Origin of the sequence: Vibrio sp. L85, from assembly GCF_963871815.1 — a bacterium.
Taxonomy (GTDB): Bacteria; Pseudomonadota; Gammaproteobacteria; order Enterobacterales; family Vibrionaceae; genus Vibrio; species Vibrio harveyi.
This window is the reverse complement of sequence record NZ_CAWMYL010000005.1, coordinates 21,888-41,149: the sequence shown is the minus strand read 5'-3', so window position 1 is coordinate 41,149 and position 19,262 is coordinate 21,888. Positions and strand designations below refer to the sequence as shown.

General features: G+C 46.0%; 18 protein-coding genes and 1 pseudogene. 12 read left to right on the top strand and 7 right to left on the bottom strand.

All coding sequences use genetic code 11. From position 1 onward, the window contains the following. Positions 1 to 20 precede the first annotated feature (20 nt). Positions 21 to 1,463 carry a two-component system sensor histidine kinase CreC gene (gene creC / locus AACR11_RS00355; protein WP_029788308.1) on the bottom strand — a complete coding sequence of 481 codons (1,443 nt, stop codon included), beginning with the start codon at positions 1,461 to 1,463 and terminating at the stop codon, positions 21 to 23. Continuing rightward, positions 1,463 to 2,173 carry a response regulator gene (locus AACR11_RS00350; RefSeq protein ID WP_029788309.1) on the bottom strand — a complete coding sequence of 237 codons (711 nt, stop codon included), beginning with the start codon at positions 2,171 to 2,173 and terminating at the stop codon, positions 1,463 to 1,465. The genes creC and AACR11_RS00350 overlap by 1 nt, the downstream gene beginning before the upstream one ends. Positions 2,174 to 2,433: 260 nt before the next feature. Here AACR11_RS00350 and AACR11_RS00345 point away from each other — a divergent pair, with 260 nt between their 5' ends. Next, on the top strand, positions 2,434 to 2,946 hold the full coding sequence (locus tag AACR11_RS00345; protein WP_079325450.1) for a DUF2799 domain-containing protein: 513 nt from the start codon (positions 2,434 to 2,436) through the stop codon (positions 2,944 to 2,946). A gap of 34 nt (positions 2,947 to 2,980) precedes the next feature. Here the strand turns inward: AACR11_RS00345 and AACR11_RS00340 are convergent, their stop codons facing one another. Both AACR11_RS00340 and AACR11_RS00335 read right to left on the bottom strand, forming a co-directional pair. After that, on the bottom strand, positions 2,981 to 3,439 hold the full coding sequence (locus tag AACR11_RS00340; RefSeq protein WP_020195349.1) for a GNAT family N-acetyltransferase: 459 nt from the start codon (positions 3,437 to 3,439) through the stop codon (positions 2,981 to 2,983). Positions 3,440 to 3,530: 91 nt separating this feature from the next. Then, positions 3,531 to 4,001, bottom strand: coding sequence for a GNAT family N-acetyltransferase (locus tag AACR11_RS00335; RefSeq protein ID WP_026000275.1), 471 nt, complete (start codon positions 3,999 to 4,001; stop codon positions 3,531 to 3,533). Positions 4,002 to 4,133: 132 nt separating this feature from the next. Here AACR11_RS00335 and AACR11_RS00330 point away from each other — a divergent pair, with 132 nt between their 5' ends. Both AACR11_RS00330 and yidZ read left to right on the top strand, forming a co-directional pair. Further along, the gene (locus AACR11_RS00330; RefSeq protein ID WP_029788312.1) at positions 4,134 to 5,324 is read left to right on the top strand and encodes an MFS transporter; all 1,191 of its coding nucleotides are present in this window, start codon (positions 4,134 to 4,136) and stop codon (positions 5,322 to 5,324) included. Continuing rightward, complete coding sequence (yidZ, locus tag AACR11_RS00325; protein ID WP_029788313.1) at positions 5,299 to 6,270, top strand: HTH-type transcriptional regulator YidZ; 972 nt, start codon at positions 5,299 to 5,301, stop codon at positions 6,268 to 6,270. Before AACR11_RS00330 ends, yidZ begins: the two co-directional genes overlap by 26 nt. Positions 6,271 to 6,314: 44 nt before the next feature. Here yidZ and AACR11_RS00320 read toward each other — a convergent pair whose 3' ends face one another. Next, complete coding sequence (locus AACR11_RS00320) at positions 6,315 to 7,205, bottom strand: alpha/beta hydrolase (protein ID WP_005453194.1); 891 nt, start codon at positions 7,203 to 7,205, stop codon at positions 6,315 to 6,317. A gap of 147 nt (positions 7,206 to 7,352) precedes the next feature. On the opposite strand from AACR11_RS00320, the gene AACR11_RS00315 reads away from it, so the two are divergent. After that, on the top strand, positions 7,353 to 8,270 hold the full coding sequence (locus AACR11_RS00315; protein ID WP_009699284.1) for a LysR family transcriptional regulator: 918 nt from the start codon (positions 7,353 to 7,355) through the stop codon (positions 8,268 to 8,270). An 8-nt stretch (positions 8,271 to 8,278) separates the two neighbouring features. Here the strand turns inward: AACR11_RS00315 and AACR11_RS00310 are convergent, their stop codons facing one another. Together AACR11_RS00310 and AACR11_RS00305 are read right to left on the bottom strand one after the other, a co-directional pair. Beyond that, positions 8,279 to 9,154: an aspartoacylase gene (locus tag AACR11_RS00310; RefSeq protein ID WP_029788316.1), complete on the bottom strand. Its 876-nt coding sequence runs from the start codon at positions 9,152 to 9,154 to the stop codon at positions 8,279 to 8,281. Between the two features lie 61 nt (positions 9,155 to 9,215). After that, a complete protein-coding gene (locus AACR11_RS00305) occupies positions 9,216 to 10,094 on the bottom strand; it encodes a 6-carboxytetrahydropterin synthase (RefSeq protein WP_005453207.1) in 879 nt (292 codons plus the stop codon). A gap of 202 nt (positions 10,095 to 10,296) precedes the next feature. Here AACR11_RS00305 and AACR11_RS00300 point away from each other — a divergent pair, with 202 nt between their 5' ends. The 8 genes and pseudogenes from AACR11_RS00300 to AACR11_RS00265 all read left to right on the top strand — a co-directional run bounded on the left by AACR11_RS00300 (position 10,297) and on the right by AACR11_RS00265 (position 19,237). Beyond that, the gene (locus tag AACR11_RS00300; RefSeq protein ID WP_029788317.1) at positions 10,297 to 11,166 is read left to right on the top strand and encodes a DMT family transporter; all 870 of its coding nucleotides are present in this window, start codon (positions 10,297 to 10,299) and stop codon (positions 11,164 to 11,166) included. Positions 11,167 to 11,558: 392 nt separating this feature from the next. Continuing rightward, positions 11,559 to 13,733 (top strand): FUSC family protein, encoded by a 2,175-nt coding sequence (locus AACR11_RS00295; protein WP_029788318.1) that lies wholly within the window; start codon positions 11,559 to 11,561, stop codon positions 13,731 to 13,733. A 10-nt stretch (positions 13,734 to 13,743) separates the two neighbouring features. Then, positions 13,744 to 15,429, top strand: a complete 1,686-nt coding sequence (locus AACR11_RS00290; protein ID WP_029788319.1) for a TolC family protein — start codon at positions 13,744 to 13,746, stop codon at positions 15,427 to 15,429. Further along, positions 15,429 to 15,632, top strand: a complete 204-nt coding sequence (locus AACR11_RS00285; protein WP_005453214.1) for a DUF1656 domain-containing protein — start codon at positions 15,429 to 15,431, stop codon at positions 15,630 to 15,632. Before AACR11_RS00290 ends, AACR11_RS00285 begins: the two co-directional genes overlap by 1 nt. A gap of 12 nt (positions 15,633 to 15,644) precedes the next feature. After that, positions 15,645 to 16,532: an HlyD family secretion protein gene (locus AACR11_RS00280; protein WP_029788321.1), complete on the top strand. Its 888-nt coding sequence runs from the start codon at positions 15,645 to 15,647 to the stop codon at positions 16,530 to 16,532. 19 nt (positions 16,533 to 16,551) lie between these two features. Further along, positions 16,552 to 17,238 carry a potassium channel family protein gene (locus tag AACR11_RS00275; protein ID WP_005453218.1) on the top strand — a complete coding sequence of 229 codons (687 nt, stop codon included), beginning with the start codon at positions 16,552 to 16,554 and terminating at the stop codon, positions 17,236 to 17,238. After that, a pseudogene (locus AACR11_RS00270) lies at positions 17,231 to 18,372 on the top strand (AI-2E family transporter). The gene AACR11_RS00275 and the pseudogene AACR11_RS00270 overlap by 8 nt, the downstream one beginning before the upstream one ends. Positions 18,373 to 18,565: 193 nt before the next feature. Beyond that, positions 18,566 to 19,237 (top strand): DUF2057 domain-containing protein, encoded by a 672-nt coding sequence (locus AACR11_RS00265; RefSeq protein WP_005453222.1) that lies wholly within the window; start codon positions 18,566 to 18,568, stop codon positions 19,235 to 19,237. Positions 19,238 to 19,262 lie beyond the last annotated feature (25 nt).

The window sequence follows — 19,262 nt, the reverse complement described above, 5'->3', positions numbered from 1 at the left end:
ATGGAGCTAATGTGGAGTTTCTATGGAGTTGGTAAAATCAGAGTCACTTTCACGCCAGAATCGACGTTTTCGACTTGCAACTGACCTTTGTGCAGCTTGATCACTTGCTCAACAAAATTCAGCCCGAGCCCAGTGCTCTTAACACCATTTTCCCGAGCGAGAGAATAGAAGCGCTCGGTCAAACGCGACATCGCGTAGTCGGGAATGTGAGGACCTGAATTGAAAATCGACAAGCACACCTTCTCTTTTGTGACCTCCGCTTTCCATTCAATGCATCCCTCTGAATCAACAAAATCCAGCGCATTGTCCATCAAGTTAAAAACGGCTTGTTTCAGTAAGAAGGCATCACCAAGCACAACAAGATGATCATCAATTTGGATGTTGGCAGTGACCGACTTTGCACTCAAACGCGCATCCGCCGATTCAACCACCTCATTGACCATTTGTTTTAGCGAGATAGCTTCGACTTGTTCTAACTCGGGGCGCTTTTCAAGACGAGCCAGTTCGAGCAACTTATCAATCAATGACTGCATGCGATCGCTTTCTCGCTCAATGTTGCCAGCAAAGCGCGTGACCTTTTCTTCAGGCAACGGCATTTGCAATATTTCACTCGCGCCTTTAATCGCTGATAACGGACTTTTCAGCTCATGAGTCAGCGTCTGTACGTACTCTTCCACATACTGTTTGCCATCGAGCTGGTTGCGCATTTTCTCTAATGCGTCGCTTAGCGTGCCGTACTCATAGAAGATACGAAATGTTGGCTTAGAGACCTTTTCACCCTCACCCATTTTGGTCGCGTAGTCTTCTAGCTTGTTCAGTGCCGAGTGAATTCGCCAAGCAAACAATGCCCCTGCCAATAGCACTAAACCACTCATCCACACCATCCAAAACAATACATTGCGTTTAGAAAGATCGATGAAGGGTTGTACTGAGCGATTAGATTTTGCCACCGTCACGCTGCCAATGATTTCGCCTTTGTGGTAGATGGGCGCAGCCACGTGCATGACGGTTGAAAGCGGATCTTTCGGGTCTTCGATGGTACTGCGCGCGCCGTATTGACCACGCAACGTGAGATACACATCATTCCATTGCGAGTAGTCTTTGCCAACGTCTTGCTGCCAAGAATCCGCAATCACAATCCCTTGTTTATCGGTGATGTAAATTCGATGATTAATCGCTTTTTTGCCAATTTCCCAAATGCGCGCTTGAGGTTCTCGCTGCCCATAAGCCGCTAGCAGTTTGGAGAAGCGACTCTCAGACAACTTTCCGTTTGCAACGTCCTCTTCTGCCAATACCGCGAGCAAGTTCGCCATATCCACCAGCGTCTCTTCGGTGGTTTGACGCACGGTTGGCTTAAGTTCTTGGACAACGGTTTTGCTCACCATGTAAGCCGTCATTCCGACTAAGATGAAGTAGAGAAAAAACAGTCTGAGTCCAAGCGGGATCTTCGGCCAGCGGTTCATCATTCACCTTTAATGCAGTAAAAGTAACCAAAGCCACGCTTGGTACAGATGCGTTCAGACATCTCAAACGGCTTCAACTTATGGCGAATAGCTTTGATGTGGGTATCGATATTGCGCTCGTACGCAGCTTCCGGCGCCATGTCAGCAGCGACCATGAGCTGCTCTCGGCTCAATACATTGGAAGAGACAGAAATCAGTTTATCGAGGATCTTGAACTCCACCGCAGTTAACCCAAGCATTTGCCCGCCAACACCATAATCGAAGTTCTGCGCAACTAAATCCTGGTTCAAATGAGGTTGTTCTGGAACAGCTGCAGGCTCCGGTTTGTGCTCCATCATTGGCGCTTTAGCTTTGATTCGAAGTTTAATGCGAGCCAACATTTCACGCGGACTAAATGGCTTCGTCACGTAATCATCCGCGCCAATCTCCAAGCCTACCACTCGGTCAATTTCATCGCTTCTTGCGGTGAGAAAGATAATTGGAATATCAGAAAACTCACGGATAGCTTTGCAAAGCTCAAAGCCGTTGCCGTCTGGCAAGCCAACATCCAATACAAGCAAAGCCGCGGTATTGTGCTGCAAAAAAGCGAAACCTTCTCCTGCCGTTGCAAACCACTCTGCGTGGTAGCCATCCATCTCTAATACATGAATCAGGTTCTCTGCGATGGCAGATTCATCCTCAATAATGACGACGGTTAATTGGTCGCTCAATGTTCTAACCTCACTGACGATACTTGTTTAGATGCACATCTTGTTCACTTACTTTGGCGCAAAGGCTATCGGATTGATACCACAAAGGCAAAATCCGTGAATAATATTAATCAAACACCCTCTCATTCAGCGTGGTGAACTTATCACTCATACTGATGAGTCACTACAATTGTGAATACAATGATTTCAACCATTGATATGAACAGTGTTCATTTTACACTCGAGTTATCAATTCGATTTTGTTTAAAGGACAGTAACTGATGAAAAGAGCGCTAATCCCCCTAGCTTTACTCACTTTGCTCTCTGGTTGCGCCAGCATGTCTCCAGATGAGTGTAAGACAGCAGACTGGTATAGAGTAGGCTACAAAGATGGGCAGGAAGGTAACAATCCGAGCATCATTAACAGCTACGCTGAAGACTGTGGTGAAGCGGGCGTGACACCAGACCGAGCGAAATGGAAAGAAGGTTTTGATAAAGGTACTATCCAATATTGCTCACCAGACAATGGTTACACTGTCGGTATCGAAGGCAAAGAATATTACGGTGTGTGCAGCAGCAAAGAATTCATTGAAAACTACCAGTTAGGTCATCAAGAATATCAGCGCCAGCAACGCATCCAAGAGATCGATACTGAAATCTCGGTCATCGATAATCAACTTGATGGCAACCCAGACAAAGACAATGCTAAGCGTCTGAAAGAGAAGAGAAAGCGATTGGCTGACGAGCGCTCAGACCTCTTGTCGCCAACCATCAACTTGAATCTGAATTTCTAAATCGATTGGATTTAGCTTCTAAAAATTAATGGCCCTAGCTCAGTTCTAGGGTCATGAATTGGCTGTTTGGATCGAGTTCATAGTCACCAAACGGCTCGCAGTACACAAAGCCATGCTTTTCATACAACAGGCGCGCAGGTTTAAAAAATTCCATCGAGCCCGTTTCTAAACTCAAGCGCTGCAAGCCTTTTTGCTTCGCTTGCTCAATCACATGAATCAATAATTGAGACGCCACACCTTGGTTTCTTGCCGCTGGCGTGGTGCGCATGGATTTCAGCTCCGCGTGTTGGCCATCCAATTCTTTAATCGCGGCACACCCAAGCAGTTGTTCACCCTTCCATCCGGTCCAAAATGTCACTTCTGGCGCTTTGAGCTTATCTAAATCTAACGCATGCACGCTCTCTGGTGGCGACGTGGCGTACATGTCTTGCAAATGTTCTTCTAGTAATGCGATTACGGCTGTTCTTTCTAAATTGTCGACTTCAATTTTCACATATCGTCCTTGAGAGTTCGTGGTTATTCATTCAGTTGCATCAAATTTATTGCAAAATTTTAGTAGGTACAATCTATTGCTTTGTTCTTCTTTACAATTCCTGTCGCATGATGTGCTGAGGTCCAACTGGTCCACCATGATAAAGCTCATTAGTATCTTCAAAACCCGCCTTTAGGTAACACTGATAGGCGGGGACGTTTCGACAATTAACCGTTAGGTAGAGAAATTCAAATGTTGGATAGTGCAACTTAACAAAGTCCCTAAACAAACCAATGGCTTGCTTCGCAATACCTTTGCCTTGATGGCGATGATCCACCAGTAATGAGCGAACACCTAAACTTCTTTGAGGGCAAAAGTCATAATCTTCACTGTACGCAGCATCAAATAAAAAGAACCCGACCACACGATCATCTTCAAGGATCAAATGAGGCAGCTCTGTCGGTTTAAGACTTTCCAATCGCTGACCAATATTCTCAACCGTAAACTGAGCTTGATCTTCCAAGACTTGCAGCTCAATGGTTTGCGCGTGTCGACATGGCGTATACTTTTCAATAGTAATCATGGTCATCCTTGTTGAATTTACGTTCGATTTATACAGGGTATGTCGTAAATGGAAATACCTACGGTCGCAATTCCCACTCGCTGGCAAACGTTTCACACATTATGATCCTCACCAATTGTTAGTGAGGTTGCCATGTTCCGTTTTTTGCTTTGTAGTTTTTCCCTTGTATTACTCTATCCTACCGCGATTGATCTTTACCTTGTAGGTTTGCCTCAAATTGCCGCGGATTTAAACGCCAGTGAATCACAGTTACACATTGCGTTCTCTATCTACCTTGCCGGTATGGCAACGACTATGTTGTTTGCAGGAAAGATCGCCGACTCCGTTGGCCGTAAACCCGTAGCGATGGTAGGTGCAGCCATTTTTATTGCAGCATCATTGCTTGGCGGAATGGCAGAACAATCCAACACGTTTTTAATCGCACGTTTTGCACAAGGTATTGGAGCTGGCTCTTGCTATGTGGTTGCTTTTGCCATTCTTCGCGACACGTTGGATGACAAACGTCGCGCGAAGGTACTATCTATGCTCAACGGCATTACCTGCATCATTCCTGTCATCGCCCCCGTTGTTGGCCATCTCATTATGCTCAAATTCCCTTGGCCAAGCCTGTTCACCACAATGGCAGGCATGGGTGTGGTGGTTTGTTTGCTTTCAACCTTGGTGCTCAAAGAATCAAAACCTAACGTAATACCACAACAAAGCGCCGCTTCAGCTTCTAACCAAGAAACCTTCTGTGAGTGCTTTTTTATTAGCCGACTCATCATTACTGCCATTGGCGTGACCACCATTCTTACCTACGTGAATGTCTCTCCAATGCTGGTGATGGGCGAACTTGGTTTTGATCGTGGTGGCTATTCTTCTGTCATGGCAGGCACGGCACTCGTCAGTATGCTCACCTCTTTTTCTGCGCCATTGGCTTTGTCTTATTTTAAACAACGTACACTGATGCTGACGTCGCAAACCGTGCTTGTCAGTGCTGCGATGGTGATTGGTTTTGCGCATCTAGACCAATGGGGAATCCCATTTTACTTATTCGGATTTGGGCTGATTTGCGCTGGCTTCTCGATTGGCTTTGGCGTGGCCATGAGTCAAGCGCTCAGCCCATTCTCTCAACGTGCAGGTGTAGCAAGCTCATTGCTGGGCATCGCTCAAGTGTGTTGCTCTGCGATCTACATCTGGTTCATGGGATTGATTGGCGTTAATGCGCTGAATATGTTGGTGTTTATCTTAGCAATAGGTGGCGTAATCAGCTTGGCTCTAATACTATTTATTCCTAAGCCTGCTCATGAAAGCCACTATGAAGAAATCACTAGCCCGTCTTGATCTCAACTTATTGTTCACTCTGCAATTGCTGCTGCAAGAGCAGAGTGTTTCCAAAGCGTCGAAGAAATTAAACGTTACGCCGTCAACGGTAAGTAAATCGCTCAATAAGCTTCGTGACTGGTTTGATGATCCTCTGTTTGTCAAAACACCGAAAGGATTAGCGCCGACTCCGTTAGCACAAAGCATGGAGCAAGATCTGGCGGAATGGCTACAAATTGGCAGCCAAATTGCGGAAAAACGCAGCGATATAGCACCAAAAGGCGTACGCTTTGATTTGACCATTGAATCCCCGTTAGTGCTGACGATTCTTGATGATCTTCTTATCGCAATCCACCAGCGTTACCCGGATGCTAAAGTCAAAACCAGTAATTGGGATTATGATTCACTCGATGCGATTGTGCGTGGAGAAGCAGACATCGGCTTTACAGGAAGAGAGAGCCATCCCCGCTCGAAAGAGTCACTCGACCTGCTCCCTTACTTCCTCGATTTTGAAGTGCTGTTCTCAGACCTACCTATGGTGTACCTGCACAAAGATCACCCTGCTTTGAAGCAGGAATGGAATCTTGAGACCTTTTTGAGCTATCAACACATCAATATTGTTTGGGAAAAGAGTGAAACATGGGCATTGGATGAAGTATTGAGTGAACTGGGCTTACAGCGCTCTATTGGCTTAACCATGTCGAGCTTTGAGCAGTCTCTATTTATGGCCGCACAGCCACACCACAATATGCTGACCACCGCACCGCAATACTGTGAAAGTTACACCAAGAAGCTACACCCAGATTTGGTGTGTCTACCCATTCCATTGGAACAAACTCAACAAGATAAACTGCTGATCCCGTTCACCATGATTTGGCACAAACGTAATGCGTACAACCCAAAACTGGTGTGGTTACGAAATACCATTCAGTCACTTTATGGTTGTTCCAGTGACATCGATAAATAGCAAAAGGGGCGATATTCTCGCCCCTTTTTCTTCTAATGGTGTGATTAGCTAAAAAACTCAATGATTTGCTCAACAGCTTGATCAACGTATTCGTCTTCGTCATAGAGCCCAATGTGATTCGCACCTTCAATTCTAATCAATTGTTTAGGCTGCGAAGCTGCATCAAACATTTGCTCACTTTCGTATGCGGAATCCGCTTCTGTACCGACAATCATCAGCAGTGGTGTCGGTGTCAGGTTTGCAGCAATATCCAACGCAGAAAAGTTAGCCAACGTCTCATAAGACCAAGGCAAAAACTTGCTTTCGTATAAGCCTTTTGCTCCGCGCTCTGTCATGTAGTACTGGTAGAACTCTCTAAACAGACGTGGCATTTCCTCACTGTCTTCAGTTGGTGCATGAGGCAGAAAATCAATCTGCCCAGTAGCAAGATAACGTTCTCTCGCTTCATTACCTTTAAGCAGTAAATCTAACAAACCCTCTCGACCAATTACGTTGTGATAAAAACCTCGGTGATCAAAGTAAGCACTCACAGTCGCAAGTGATTTTACGCGTCTATCTGTCGCAACGGCGTGAGCTAAATACCCGCCGCCAGAACAAACACCTAACCCATGGATTTGCTCGTTGTTCACATACGTTAAAGAACGTAAATAAGTGACCCCATTGCGGCAATCCTCCGCTTTACTGTATGGGTTCTCATGAAATCTTGGTGCACCTTCACTCGCGCCAAAACTGGCATGGTCAAACGTTAATACCACAAATCCCTTGGCAGCAATTTTCTCGGCGTAGATTCTTACCGTCTGCTCTTTCACACCCGCCTGTGGCGCTGCAATCAAAACCGCGGGTAAAGGATTCTCCACTACGGATGGACGATGAATTTCCGCTGCAAGTCGGTTGCCATTGCTGAAAAATGAAGCTTCATATCTTGTTACTGTCACTCGATTCACTCTCTATAGTTAACGGTTTTTTAGACGATAGAGACGAGCATTCACAAACATTTGTACTCTGCTCCTCTCTTTTAAACCAGTATAAGGAGCGCTATTATTCAGATATATATAGGCATTATAAAACACTGTTAGGTTTACATGAACAATCTATCTTGGCGAGGTATTCGAGCGTTTATTTATGTGGCGGAATGTGGAAGCTTTACCTCCGCAGCCGAAGCGATGGGCGCATCAAAGGCAAACGTGAGTCAGCTCGTGAGTGAATTAGAGTCCTCGCTAGGTGTTCAATTGCTTTATAGAACCACACGTCAGCTTCGCCTTACTGAAATTGGCGATGGCTACTTTCGCAAGTGCAAAGAAGCAATGCTACAACTGGATGCCGCCGCAGAGTGGGCACAGCAAACCACCAGCGAAATTAAGGGTCGGATCCACATGAATTCTGTCGGAGGACCGATTGGCGAAGAGCTCATTGCACCATTGGTGATGAGTTTTCAATCCGCCTACCCGAACGTAGAAGTAGAGCTCGATTTCTCAAAACATCGCGTTGATCTTATTGAAGATAGCTACGACTTAGTCCTCCGTGTCGGCGAAATGCCAGACTCCACTCTCATCGCGCGCCGACTCACCACACTTCGCACGCACTATGTCGCAAGTCCAGATTTTCTGGAACGACACCCGAACATCCTCGTCCCAGAAGATCTTAAAGCCTTGCCTTTGATTCATGGCAGTGTTGATCATTGGATCATGAAGAATCATAAAGAACAGCGCATTATCAATGTAGGGCAAGGTATTAAAGCGGCTACTGGCAGGACCATGCGGCACGCGGCGGTTTCTGGACTAGGGGTAACGCGACTAACCGATGTGTACTGCCATGCTGATTTGGCATCCGGAAGACTTATCGAGGTGCTCCCGGAATGGTCAGAAAAAACCTTACTTTCGCTCGTCTGTCCGCCAGTCAAATATCAACTACCAAGAGTCAAAATGCTTATGGACTGGATAAGCGACCGATTCGAAGAACACTATAAACAGTTCAGAATTGAGGGCGAACATTCAAGCTAAGCTCGGTTTCAATCACTCGTGCGAACGCATTTTTTCTCAGCAAGTACCATAGCGATATTGGCTTTGCTGTACGCACTCTCGTTGATGAAATGCGGATAGATATCCTGTTTGCCTTCCCAGAAAATATCGTAACCAAAGAAGGTCGCGAGTAGTGGTTCGCCCGGTTTGACTACCTCGAAATCTCGTCCACAGATCATAGGATGTACTGTCGCGACACGCATACCATCGTGGTCGACAGGGATCATGACTTCTTCGGTGTAAAAATACGCGTCGTAGTCGTTCAACTCACCAACACGATCAAGGTTATGCTGTTCAAGGTAATCCAATACCATGGTCAGCATCTTTTTCATCAGCTCTAGAGTCTCGTACTTTAGCGAGCCATGTGATTGAGCTCCAACTTCGATCATCACGCCATGCTGCCCGGTGGTGCACAAATAAGGTTGGTCATCCCACGCTTTTCTGTCTTCAAACAAGATGTTGGCTTCAGGCATGCGTTGCTTCACATACGCCCCCATCTTGCGATAGAACACGTCATTAGAAACCAAAATCAAGGTCGCACCCATGTTACTGGTGGTGTTGTGCAGATCGATGATCAATTGATTCTCTTGCCGAGCGTGTACTTGCGTGAATTGCTGCGCGATTTCAGTTTCTTGCTGAGTCGCAGGCGATGATTGATTCGCCAAGGCAAATTCACGGTTGAGATCGGTCTCCACATAACGAACGTTTTGCTTTACCGCTTCAGGGTTGCCAAGCACACACTGAGTATTGAACGTCGAACGGTCGGCAACATAGAGGCGATCTTTGATGAGCTTTTGAAGATAAATGCCAGAAAGCTCGTTACCATGCGTACCTGCCACGAGCAGAACACGATTAAGTTTGTCCATAAAAGTGATATTCCAAATATTGAGTAAAAGTGAGTTTTAATTGAGATTGAGCAGCGCCCTCTTAGCGAAACGCCATCGCTCCTTTTCCCACACCTTCATAGGCGATAATTTGCAGTGACTGCCCCTCATTTAATGAAGGAGCAATTTCATTAGCGATAAATACGGCAAGCAGTTCCACCGTTGTATCCGTGTTCAGCACTTCGGTTTCACTGTGTGCAATCGCTAACTGGAAGTCCCCTTGAGACGTGGTGTAACGAAAGCCAAAGTGGGTATCGCTACTGCTGCCATTAGCGTGTTCACTCAACTCTAAATGCTCAACTTCAACTAAGTCTTCGATGGAGGCGAGATAGATATCTTGCCAACGCTGTGCAAAAGCGTGCTCGCGTTCGATATCACGCTGCCCATCCACTAGGATTTGGATCGGTGAACGATGTCCGTGTGCGATACGCTGACAATTACCATCGTGTTTTTTTAAACCGTGGGTGTAGTGATAGTAAGCGCCATCGAGTTTTTCATGACGTAAGGTCACATCAATCGATGCCACATTACTCGGTAGATGACCTTGTAGAACATGGTGAATGTGTTTCGTCACGCTCTCTATTGAGATTTCTTTAGCATCAACAAAGCAAAAGGCTTCATCCGGACAATGTAGATGAATGCCCTTTTCACCACGCATAAGGTCGACTTGGGAATAGCCTGATTGAATACTTGTGGTTTCCACCGCGTCATTATCTACGGGAACAAGCAAACGGTGATCAACATATTGATCGACCAATTGTTTGATTTGCTTCTTCACTTTCGAGAAATCCAGCACCATGCTCATCTCATTGAGATCGCCATGCATTACGACATCCAGAATCCAGCTCTCGCCGACCATGCCTCGTTTTTCACACAAATACGATGCATCAATAACCGTGAGATCATTAACAAATAGATTCAACCCGAATTCCTCATTCTGTATTTATTACCAAACCAAATTGTTATGTTATAACAATTGCTGTTTTCACTCAATTTGGCAAGACTTCGATATCTCAATGCACCATGAGTGTGCGTTTTCAGCTATAACTAATCACTTTATCAACTAATTAGCTTCTTATGTTTGGCGCTACACTGCGTATCTTGCTTAGGATTGAGGATAAGGAATGTCGACATTTTTACTGACCGCGATTGCTATGTTGGCGTTTGCTGCCAATTCACTGCTGTGTCGCTTAGCATTAGCAGCAGGTCTCATAGACGCGGGCAGCTTCACCCTTATCCGTTTACTCTCTGGTGCAGTCACCTTAGTTGCCATCCTACTTCTGAGAGGAAACTTTCGCAGCCAGCTACCGACAACCAAATTCAGTCTGTTTGCAGGAGTAGCCTTATTTGGATATGCCGCCCTGTTTTCTTTCGCCTATATAAAACTAGCAGCTGGAACCGGAGCCTTGTTACTTTTTGGTGCTGTACAGCTGACCTTACTCGCCCTTTATTGGTGGCAAGGGCAGCGCTTTAAATCGCTCGAAGTGTTAGGCATTGCGGTGTCGTTAGCGGGGTTTGCTTGGCTCATGCTGCCATCGGCAACTCGACCAGATGTCTGGTCTGCTGTATTGATGATACTTTCCGGTGTTTGCTGGGCAGGCTTCACCGCTCTAGGTAAACACGCCCCAACTCCGAGCAGTGGGATTACTTGGGGGTTCATTACCGCTTCCATCTTAGGACTCTTACTTTCCCCACTGTTATTAGATTCAATTCAAGTAACCTTAAAAGGTACATTATTAGCCATTGCATCGGGTGCCATCGCCTCAGGTTTTGGTTATGTACTTTGGTATCAGGTAATGCAAAAGTTATCTCTGTTACAAGCAGCGGTTAGCCAGCTTTCTGTTCCTGCCATCGCTCTGATTTTAGGTAGCATATTGTTAGGTGAAGCCCTGACCCTACATTCGTTAATAACCAGTGCTATCATTCTTGGCGGCATTGCATTGGTCTTTTTATCTCGCTCCCAAGAATCCAAAACCACATCTACAAGCCAGTAAAAAACAAAAACTTCCCTCTCAACTTATTCCTCATCATCTATGCTTTTTGTTAGGCATTTGTTTTCACAATAATTTGGAAGTGAGCAAGACCTAACATGCTGGCGATGAGCCTTGAATAGAAATTTGGTTTGATAATTCCTGCAAAACTGTATCAGTAATGAGACTTTCTAGTTAAACGTTTTCTTGGTCGTTTTTCCTCCCACGCTATGAACAACGGGGCTCGAAGAACGATTTAGGCTTTTCAGTCCGATTGGGTTTTGACAAAGGATTTACAAACCTCTTCATTTCAATCGCTATATTCCGCGCCCGCAATTTTTTCAGAACGAAATTCTGATTATTGATTGAGTAAATTCATCCACTTACAAGCATAAGCCTGAGCTAACGTTGACACTATGAACGAGAAAATCAAATTCGCCACAAAAGTAGCGCTTAGCCTAACTCTGGCTTATCTGATCCCGTTTGCAATGGGTTGGCCGCAAGCATCTACCGCGGCTACGACAGTCATGTTAATCGCTTCTACCGGTAGTCGACGTGAGTCTCTCGCCAAAGGCACATTGCGTGTGCTGGGCACTTTAGTAGGTGCAGTAATCGGTTTGTTGCTTGTTGGCACGTTTGCCCAAGATCGCTTGCTGTATATGCTCAGCGTTTCTGTCGTTGTTTCCTTTATTTTCTATTTCCGCAACGCGTACCAAAAAGACCCGACCTTACTTGCCTTAACTGGCGTAATGGTCTTAATGATGTCGAATGGTGGAGATGCAGAAGGCGCATTCATGTATGGCGTTGATCGCGCGTACATGACGATCTTTGGTGTAGTGCTTTACACCTTAGTGGGCACATTCCTATGGCCGACCAAGACAGAGCAAAATCTGCGTCAGCTCATTGAGCAACTGAATCAAGCTCAACAAGCGTTGTTTAATGCCATTTTGCAAAACTTCGAACAAAAAACAGCGCTACAACAGGATGTGGTCACCAATGCGGAAGCGACTGAAAACGATGAAGCACCGTCACCGACCATCGATGAGTTGTTAGAAAAAGTATTCGCCGCACAAAACGCGCTAGAACAACGCTTTGCAACCGTCAGTGTCGAGTGCAGTGATGTCTCGGCCTATATGAAAGAGTGGCAACTCGCGGTCCACTTCAATAAGCAAATCACTCAAGAGCTTAGCGTGGCTGCACATAGTCACTTTAGCTACCAGCAAGACCGAAGCTGTATCAACAACTTTGATCAAGCGACTCAAGAAATCCAACAACTGTTCAAGATCAGTCAAGAGATGTGGGCCAACGAGGGAGCGGCTTACCGGGCTCAAGAATTAAACATCGAATACAACCAAGCGGCGCTGGCAGACGCGTCTCACCTTGTGAAAGGCTCAGCACTCACACTTGGTCACTTACTTAAACTCATGCACCAAAGCTTGTCTCGCTTAGCTGAGAGCATTAGCTGTATTGATTCTGTGACCAACAATGTGTCGTTTAAGCAAGAATTGCCGAAGCAGAAGAGTAAGTTCCTTTGGTGGGATGCTGAGAACTTCAAAACCGCAGTGAAAACCTTCACCACCTACTGGGTGGCAGGGTTAATTTGGATTTATTTCAACCCGCCAGGTGGCTACTCGTTTGTTACCTTCTCAACCATCTTTATGTCACTGCTGTCGTTTGTACCTGTTCACCCATTCATGTTGCTGATTTTGTTTACGTTTGGCTTCCTATTTGCAGTGCCTTCGTACGTCTTTATTTTGCCGGGTTTAGAGTTAGGTGCCGAACTGGGCTTGTTCATCTTTATCTATACCTTTATCGGTTTCTATCTATTCAAAGGACCGGTGACCATCTTCTATATGATTGGCTTGTTCGTGCTCGGTCTCGACAACAATATGACCTATCACTTTGGCATCCTAATGACGATCATGACCTTGTTCTACATGGTGGTGTTCATGATCATTTTCGCTCATTACTTCCCTTTCAGTTCACGTCCAGAGCATTTGTTCTTAACGCTGAAAGAGCGGTATTTCAGGCATGTTGGTGACCTATTTGCTAGCTATCACCAACAATCTGAGTCCTCTTTTAAAAAGCTGAAACGTTCTTTGCATTTGGTGACACTAAACGTCTCTTCCAAAAAACTGATGGTTTGGGGCTCAAAGATCAACCACAAGTTATTTGATAAAACGCCGCCAGAAGCCATCGGCGCATTCAGCAAGTCATGCAATGCCCTAAGTAACCACGTCAACATTTTGATTGCTGCCGAACAAAAGCTGTTAAGTAACCGACTTATCAAACAGTTACGCAGCAAGCATACCGATTCCATATTACCTCTGATGGCTGGCGCACTAGCAAGCCATCAGACGACCGATGAGCTCAATTCTGTGTTCGAACAATACAGCCAAGATTACCAATCCTTTGAAAATAAACTGGAAGAATTCTTTAGTGAGTTGGATTTATCTGACTACGCTTATTCAGAGATAGCCGGTTTTTATATCTTGCTGAATTTAAAACGGAACGTGTTCGAAGCAATAAACCAATGCAAGCAAACCTACGAGGATATCGATTGGGTGAACTTACGTCAGAAGCGGTTTTAAAGGTGAGGATATGATGCTTCTAAAACTAACTAAACCTAGCCTCGCCATACTCTCTGTACTCGGATTGAGTGCGTGTACGACTTTGGGTCCGGATTACGTCCATCCAGAGCAAACCGCCTTGCCAAGTGATTGGTCATTAGAAAAAGCGGCGCAAGACACACAGCAATCCGAGCAAAAACTGCAGCAGTGGTGGCAGCAGTTCAACGATCCAACACTGAACCAACTGGTTGAGATGGCGAGCCAACAAAACCTCGATCTTGAGGCGGCGGGTTTGCGCATAGTCCAAGCACGTTCGCTATTGGGCATCTCCACAGGATTGCAATACCCACAAGTGCAAACTGTCTCCGGTAACTTAGCCAGAGCTTATGTGAACGACCAAGGTGTAAATAACGCCGCGCTGTCATTTGATGCAGGGTGGGAAATGGACATCTGGGGCAAATACGCGCGTGGCATTGAATCTGCTGAAGCTGGCTACTATGCGTCGATTGCGTCTTACCACGACATCATGGTGACCATCACTGCGGAAGTGGCACGCAATTACATCAACTACCGCACGTTCCAAGAGCGTATTTTACTCTCTCGTCGAAACATCGAGATCCAAGAGCGCGTAGTGAATATTACTCAGGTGCAATTTGATTCGGGTAACGTAACCGAGCTCGACGTTCAGCAAGCGAAAAACCAGCTCTTCAATACTAAAGCGGCGCAACCTTCGCTTGAAATTGCAATGAAGCAGTCGCGCACTGCATTAGCATTGCTGTTGGGTGTGCTGCCAGAAGACGTTGAAAAGCTGTTGCAATCTGATGGCTTTGCTCAGCGGATGGCGGATTACGAAAACCAGTTTAAATCCTCAGGCAGAAAACCCGCACTATCAGGCAGCGACGAACGTTCCATCGTACCTCGCCCACCTCTACTGGATAACAAAGTGGATGCAAATTTGGTGATGCGCCGACCTGATCTTCAAGTATCAGAAATGCAAGCTCGTGCTCAGAGTGCTCAGATTGGCGTTGCCGAAACAGCCTTGTACCCAAGCTTCTCTCTGTTCGGCTCTATAGGTATCGATAGCACGGTTCCAGATGGCAGCAGCTTCAGTTTCAGTGACTCGTTAACCATGGTGGTAGGTCCAACGTTCAGTTGGAATATCTTCCAATACGGACGAGTGAAAAACAACATTCGATTTGAAGATGTGAAGTTTCAAGAAACGCTGACCAACTACAACAAGAAGGTGCTGCAAGCGGTTAATGAAGTGACTAATGCACTGGAAGCTTATGACTTGTATTTGGAGCAAAAATCGCTGCGTCTGCAATCGGTCAATTCGTCGATTCGCGCGTTCAATATATCGATGACGCAGTACGAAAACGGTCAGATTTCCTTTGAGCGTCTTCTGAATTCAGTAGAAAAGATGACTCGCGCAGAAGACAGCTACGCCACCATCAAAGGTAACGTCGCAAACCAAGTTGTGGCACTTTACAAAGCGCTCGGCGGTGGATGGGAGGCTCAAACAGGTAAACCATTTTTATCTGAAACCGTCGCCAAACAGATGCAAGACCGCAGCGATTGGGATGGTTTGCTGGATGAAGAAGAACGTGTTCTGCCACCAATTCGCATCGAGCCATCTTCAGACAAAGCGCAAGCAGACAGTGCCGAGCAACTAAGTACCCAGAAAAATAGTTCCGAGCAAGATGGGGAGGTGCAGTAATGCCACACGAACTCTCTTGGGGGGACGTTTACTTTTCTCCCTTGTTACTGGTGCTGATTCTTGCCGTCACTGCCACATGGATAACGGTGATCATCTTGAACAAGACACGCTTGTCACGCTTCATTGCATTTCCGTCTCTGACATTCATTGCCATCATGGTGTTTTACGTGGTGGCCATCGACAGTTTTTATATACAGTTTTAGGTGCCCAACAAGATGAAAAAACTACTCGTTATTGCACTCAACCTTGTCATTCTTGGTGGCGCGGCGTGGTTCGGCTATCAGAAATTCCAAGAGTATTTTAATAACCCATGGACCCGCGATGGTCAGGTACGTGCGAACGTTATCAAGGTTGCACCTCGTGTATCTGGTCCTATCGTTCATGTTGCCGTGATGGACAACCAAGAAGTGAAGAAAGGCGATCTGCTGTTTGAGATCGATCCAACCACTTACGACGTTGCCCTATCACAAGCAGAAGTGGCGTTAGAGAAAGCCATCGTCAGTTCACGCGGTAAAAAGATCGAATACGATCGTTTAAAAGACATCCGAGCCAAAGACCGAGGCGCAGTTTCTCACAAAGATCTCATTCGTCGTGAAATCACCTACGAAGAATCGTTACTGCAAATCAAATCAGCAGAAGAACAGCTTAAGTCTGCGCGCCTGAACCTTGGTTACACCAAAGTGTACGCATCGGTTGATGGCTTTGTATCGAACCTAGATATCCGTGACGGTACACAGGCGGTTGCAAACCAACCGTTAGTGGCACTTATCGACAAAAACAGCTTCTGGGTCTTTGGCTTCTTCCGCGAAAACCAATTGGCTCAAATTGCCCCGGGCAATGAAGCTCGTGTCACCTTGATGTCTCACCCAGACACACCTATCGACGCTAAGGTGGACTCCATCGGTTGGGGTATCGCCCCTAAAGACGGCACCGTTGGCTACAACCTTCTCCCTAATGTGAACCCTGTATTCCAGTGGATTCGCTTAGCCCAACGCATTCCCGTTCGCGTGTCATTGCATGAATTACCAGAAGGCGTCGACCTACGCTTTGGTCTTTCTGCTTCCATCATGGTGATGAAGGACTCATCACAAGAGCAAGAATAGGAGTTAAACAGACATAACCATGGCTATCGGAAAAAAACTCAAAAACATCAATGAAGAAAACAACTTCTTTTATCTGACCCTAGCGTTAATCGGGCTCTTAATTGGCGGTGCGTTTGTACAGGTTGTAGGAGAAGGAGCGATGGAACACCTGTTACAAGGGTTCACCATCATCACTTTTATCGTCTGTATGGCGAGCTTACGCTTTGACAAAAACTGGTCACGTTTTCTTTATACCTTGCTCGGTACTTGGGTATTGGTGATTGGTATTAAAGCCGCTCTCGGTATCAAAGAAATGGACGTGGTGATGCTCGCCCTCACCTTCGCCTTCTTCTTCGGGACATTCAAATCCATCGCAAGACAGATTCTGTTCACTGGGCATGTGAACACCAACAAAGTCATTGGTTCGGTTGCCCTATTTTTGCTGCTGGGACTGATGTGGGCAATTGCCTATCTCATCCTTCTTGAGTTCTCTCCAAACTCATTCACCGGGATGGAAGCCATCTCTTGGGGTCAGAACTTCTCTAATGCAGCGTATTTCAGTTTCGTCACCTTAACCACGTTAGGTTACGGCGACATCAGCCCTCTAACACCATTGGCACAAGTCGTTGTGTATTTAGAGGCCATTGTAGGCGTGTTTTATATGGCGATTGTTGTTTCAAGTCTCGTCAGTTCCAACATTGAACATCAGGTAAACAAAAATGGATAAACAATCGGAAAAAACAGAGAGTAAGATTTTCATCAGTAATATGGTGGAATCTGCGATACGTATCGGCTTGATCTTAGTCTTGCTGATGTTTACGTATGACATTATCAAACCTTTCATTCTTCCTGTGATTTGGGGTGCGATCATCGCGGTTGCATTGATGCCAATCTGTAAAAAACTAGAAAGAGTGTACGGTGGTAAACGAGGTCTCGCTGCAACGACAATTGCGTTGTTGGGTATCGCCCTACTGGTCACGCCTCTAGTGATGGTATCAGGCTCCATTGTTGATGGCGCAACGCACTAGAAGTATTGCAAAATGGCGACATCAAAATCCCTGGTCCAAAACCTTCTGTTGCTGATTGGCCACTTGTCGGTGACAAGCTTTACGAAGTATGGACGCTGTTCGCGACAAACTTAGAGAAAGCAATTCAAACCTTTATGCCACAAATCAAGTCAGGCTTAACGTCTCTACTTGGCATGGTAGGCGGTGCTTTGGGTAGTCTGCTTCTTTCTATCCTATCGCTTGCGATTGCTGCTGGCTTTATGACTTACTCAGAGTCCTTGGCATCAGGTCTTAGCACCATTGCCGTTCGCACCGCTGGCGACAACGCCAAGAGCTGGACAACACTTATCGCCGCAACCATTAAGAGTGTGTTGCTTGGCGTGGTTGGTGTCGCTGCGATTCAAGCGCTATTGATTGGTGCAGGTTTCTTCATCTTCGGCGTACCTGCTGCAGGTCTACTCACACTTATTCTGATGATCCTATGTATAGCACAGCTTCCAGCACTGCTTGCCGTACTGCCTGTAATTGGCTACATGTACATGACCCAAGACACCAGCACTGCGACTATGTTCACTGTGTGGGTTGTGGTTGCGGCATTGTCAGAGAACCTGTTCAAACCGATGCTAATGGGACGCGGTGTTGATGTACCGATGCCTGTGATTCTTCTTGGTGCCATTGGCGGCATGCTCTTCTACGGCATCGTTGGTCTGTTCTTAGGTGCCGTTATCCTAGCGATTTGGTATGAGCTATTCGTATGGTGGTTGAGCATAGAGAAAGCACAACAGCAAGAAGAAGCGGTCATCGAAGAGAAAGAAGCGTCGCAAGCGGAATCTGGTCACGGCGCTGGTATCTAACCTTGCAAGCATTTGAAACAAACCGCTGTCTTTGCAGCGGTTTGAGCTATTTAGCTCACAGTTTCATCGCTTGGAATCAGATTAAAATGACGTTCTTGTTAAATTTTCAATCTTCTAACATTCGAGAGTTGCAATCAGACAATGAACAATGCAATCTCGATGACCACTAATGACAGTGCTTAGGATAAAAACAATGAAATTGATCAAGCCTTTAACTTGCGCGCTTGCTTTGGCAATGAGTGGCATGGCATTCGCGGATGTGACGGTAACCGTTCCTGACGACGTTTCAATCTATGCGGCTAACGGTGAAAAAGTAAAACTATCTGGTGGCTTTTTTGCTTCTGAAAGATCATTCACTCTGCCTGACGGTGTAAACCAAGTTGTTTTCCGCTACGCACCTTACTTCAGCCAAGGCAATGATCGCCTAAGTGTTGAGAGTGACGTTATCGTAGCTCGTTTCGACGCAACCGATGCTGAGCTAGCGTTCCAGCTTCCTGAATACCGTGATCTTCGCCAAGCAGAAGAAAGAATCAAAGACCTAGATTGGAAACTGGTTGATGCTTCAGGCAATGCAATTGCGGTAGAGCAAGACAAGCTAATCAAACCAGGTATGCAAATTGGTCGTGACTACGTTCGCGAAGTGGAAGACTACAATAAAGCAGGCGGTGTAGCGGCAATCGGCGTTGCAACTGCAGCGGTCGTTCAGCCTGTAACGCTTCCAGCAGCAATTCCATCAGACATGAAGCAAACTAAGCCTGCGACAATGAAAGCAGATTCAACGGCTGAAGAAATGCTGCACTTCTGGTACCAAAAAGCAGACGCTGAGACACAAGCGCGCTTTAAAGACTACATCAACAAGCAATAGCTCGTTGTCTGGTAGACGAAATATT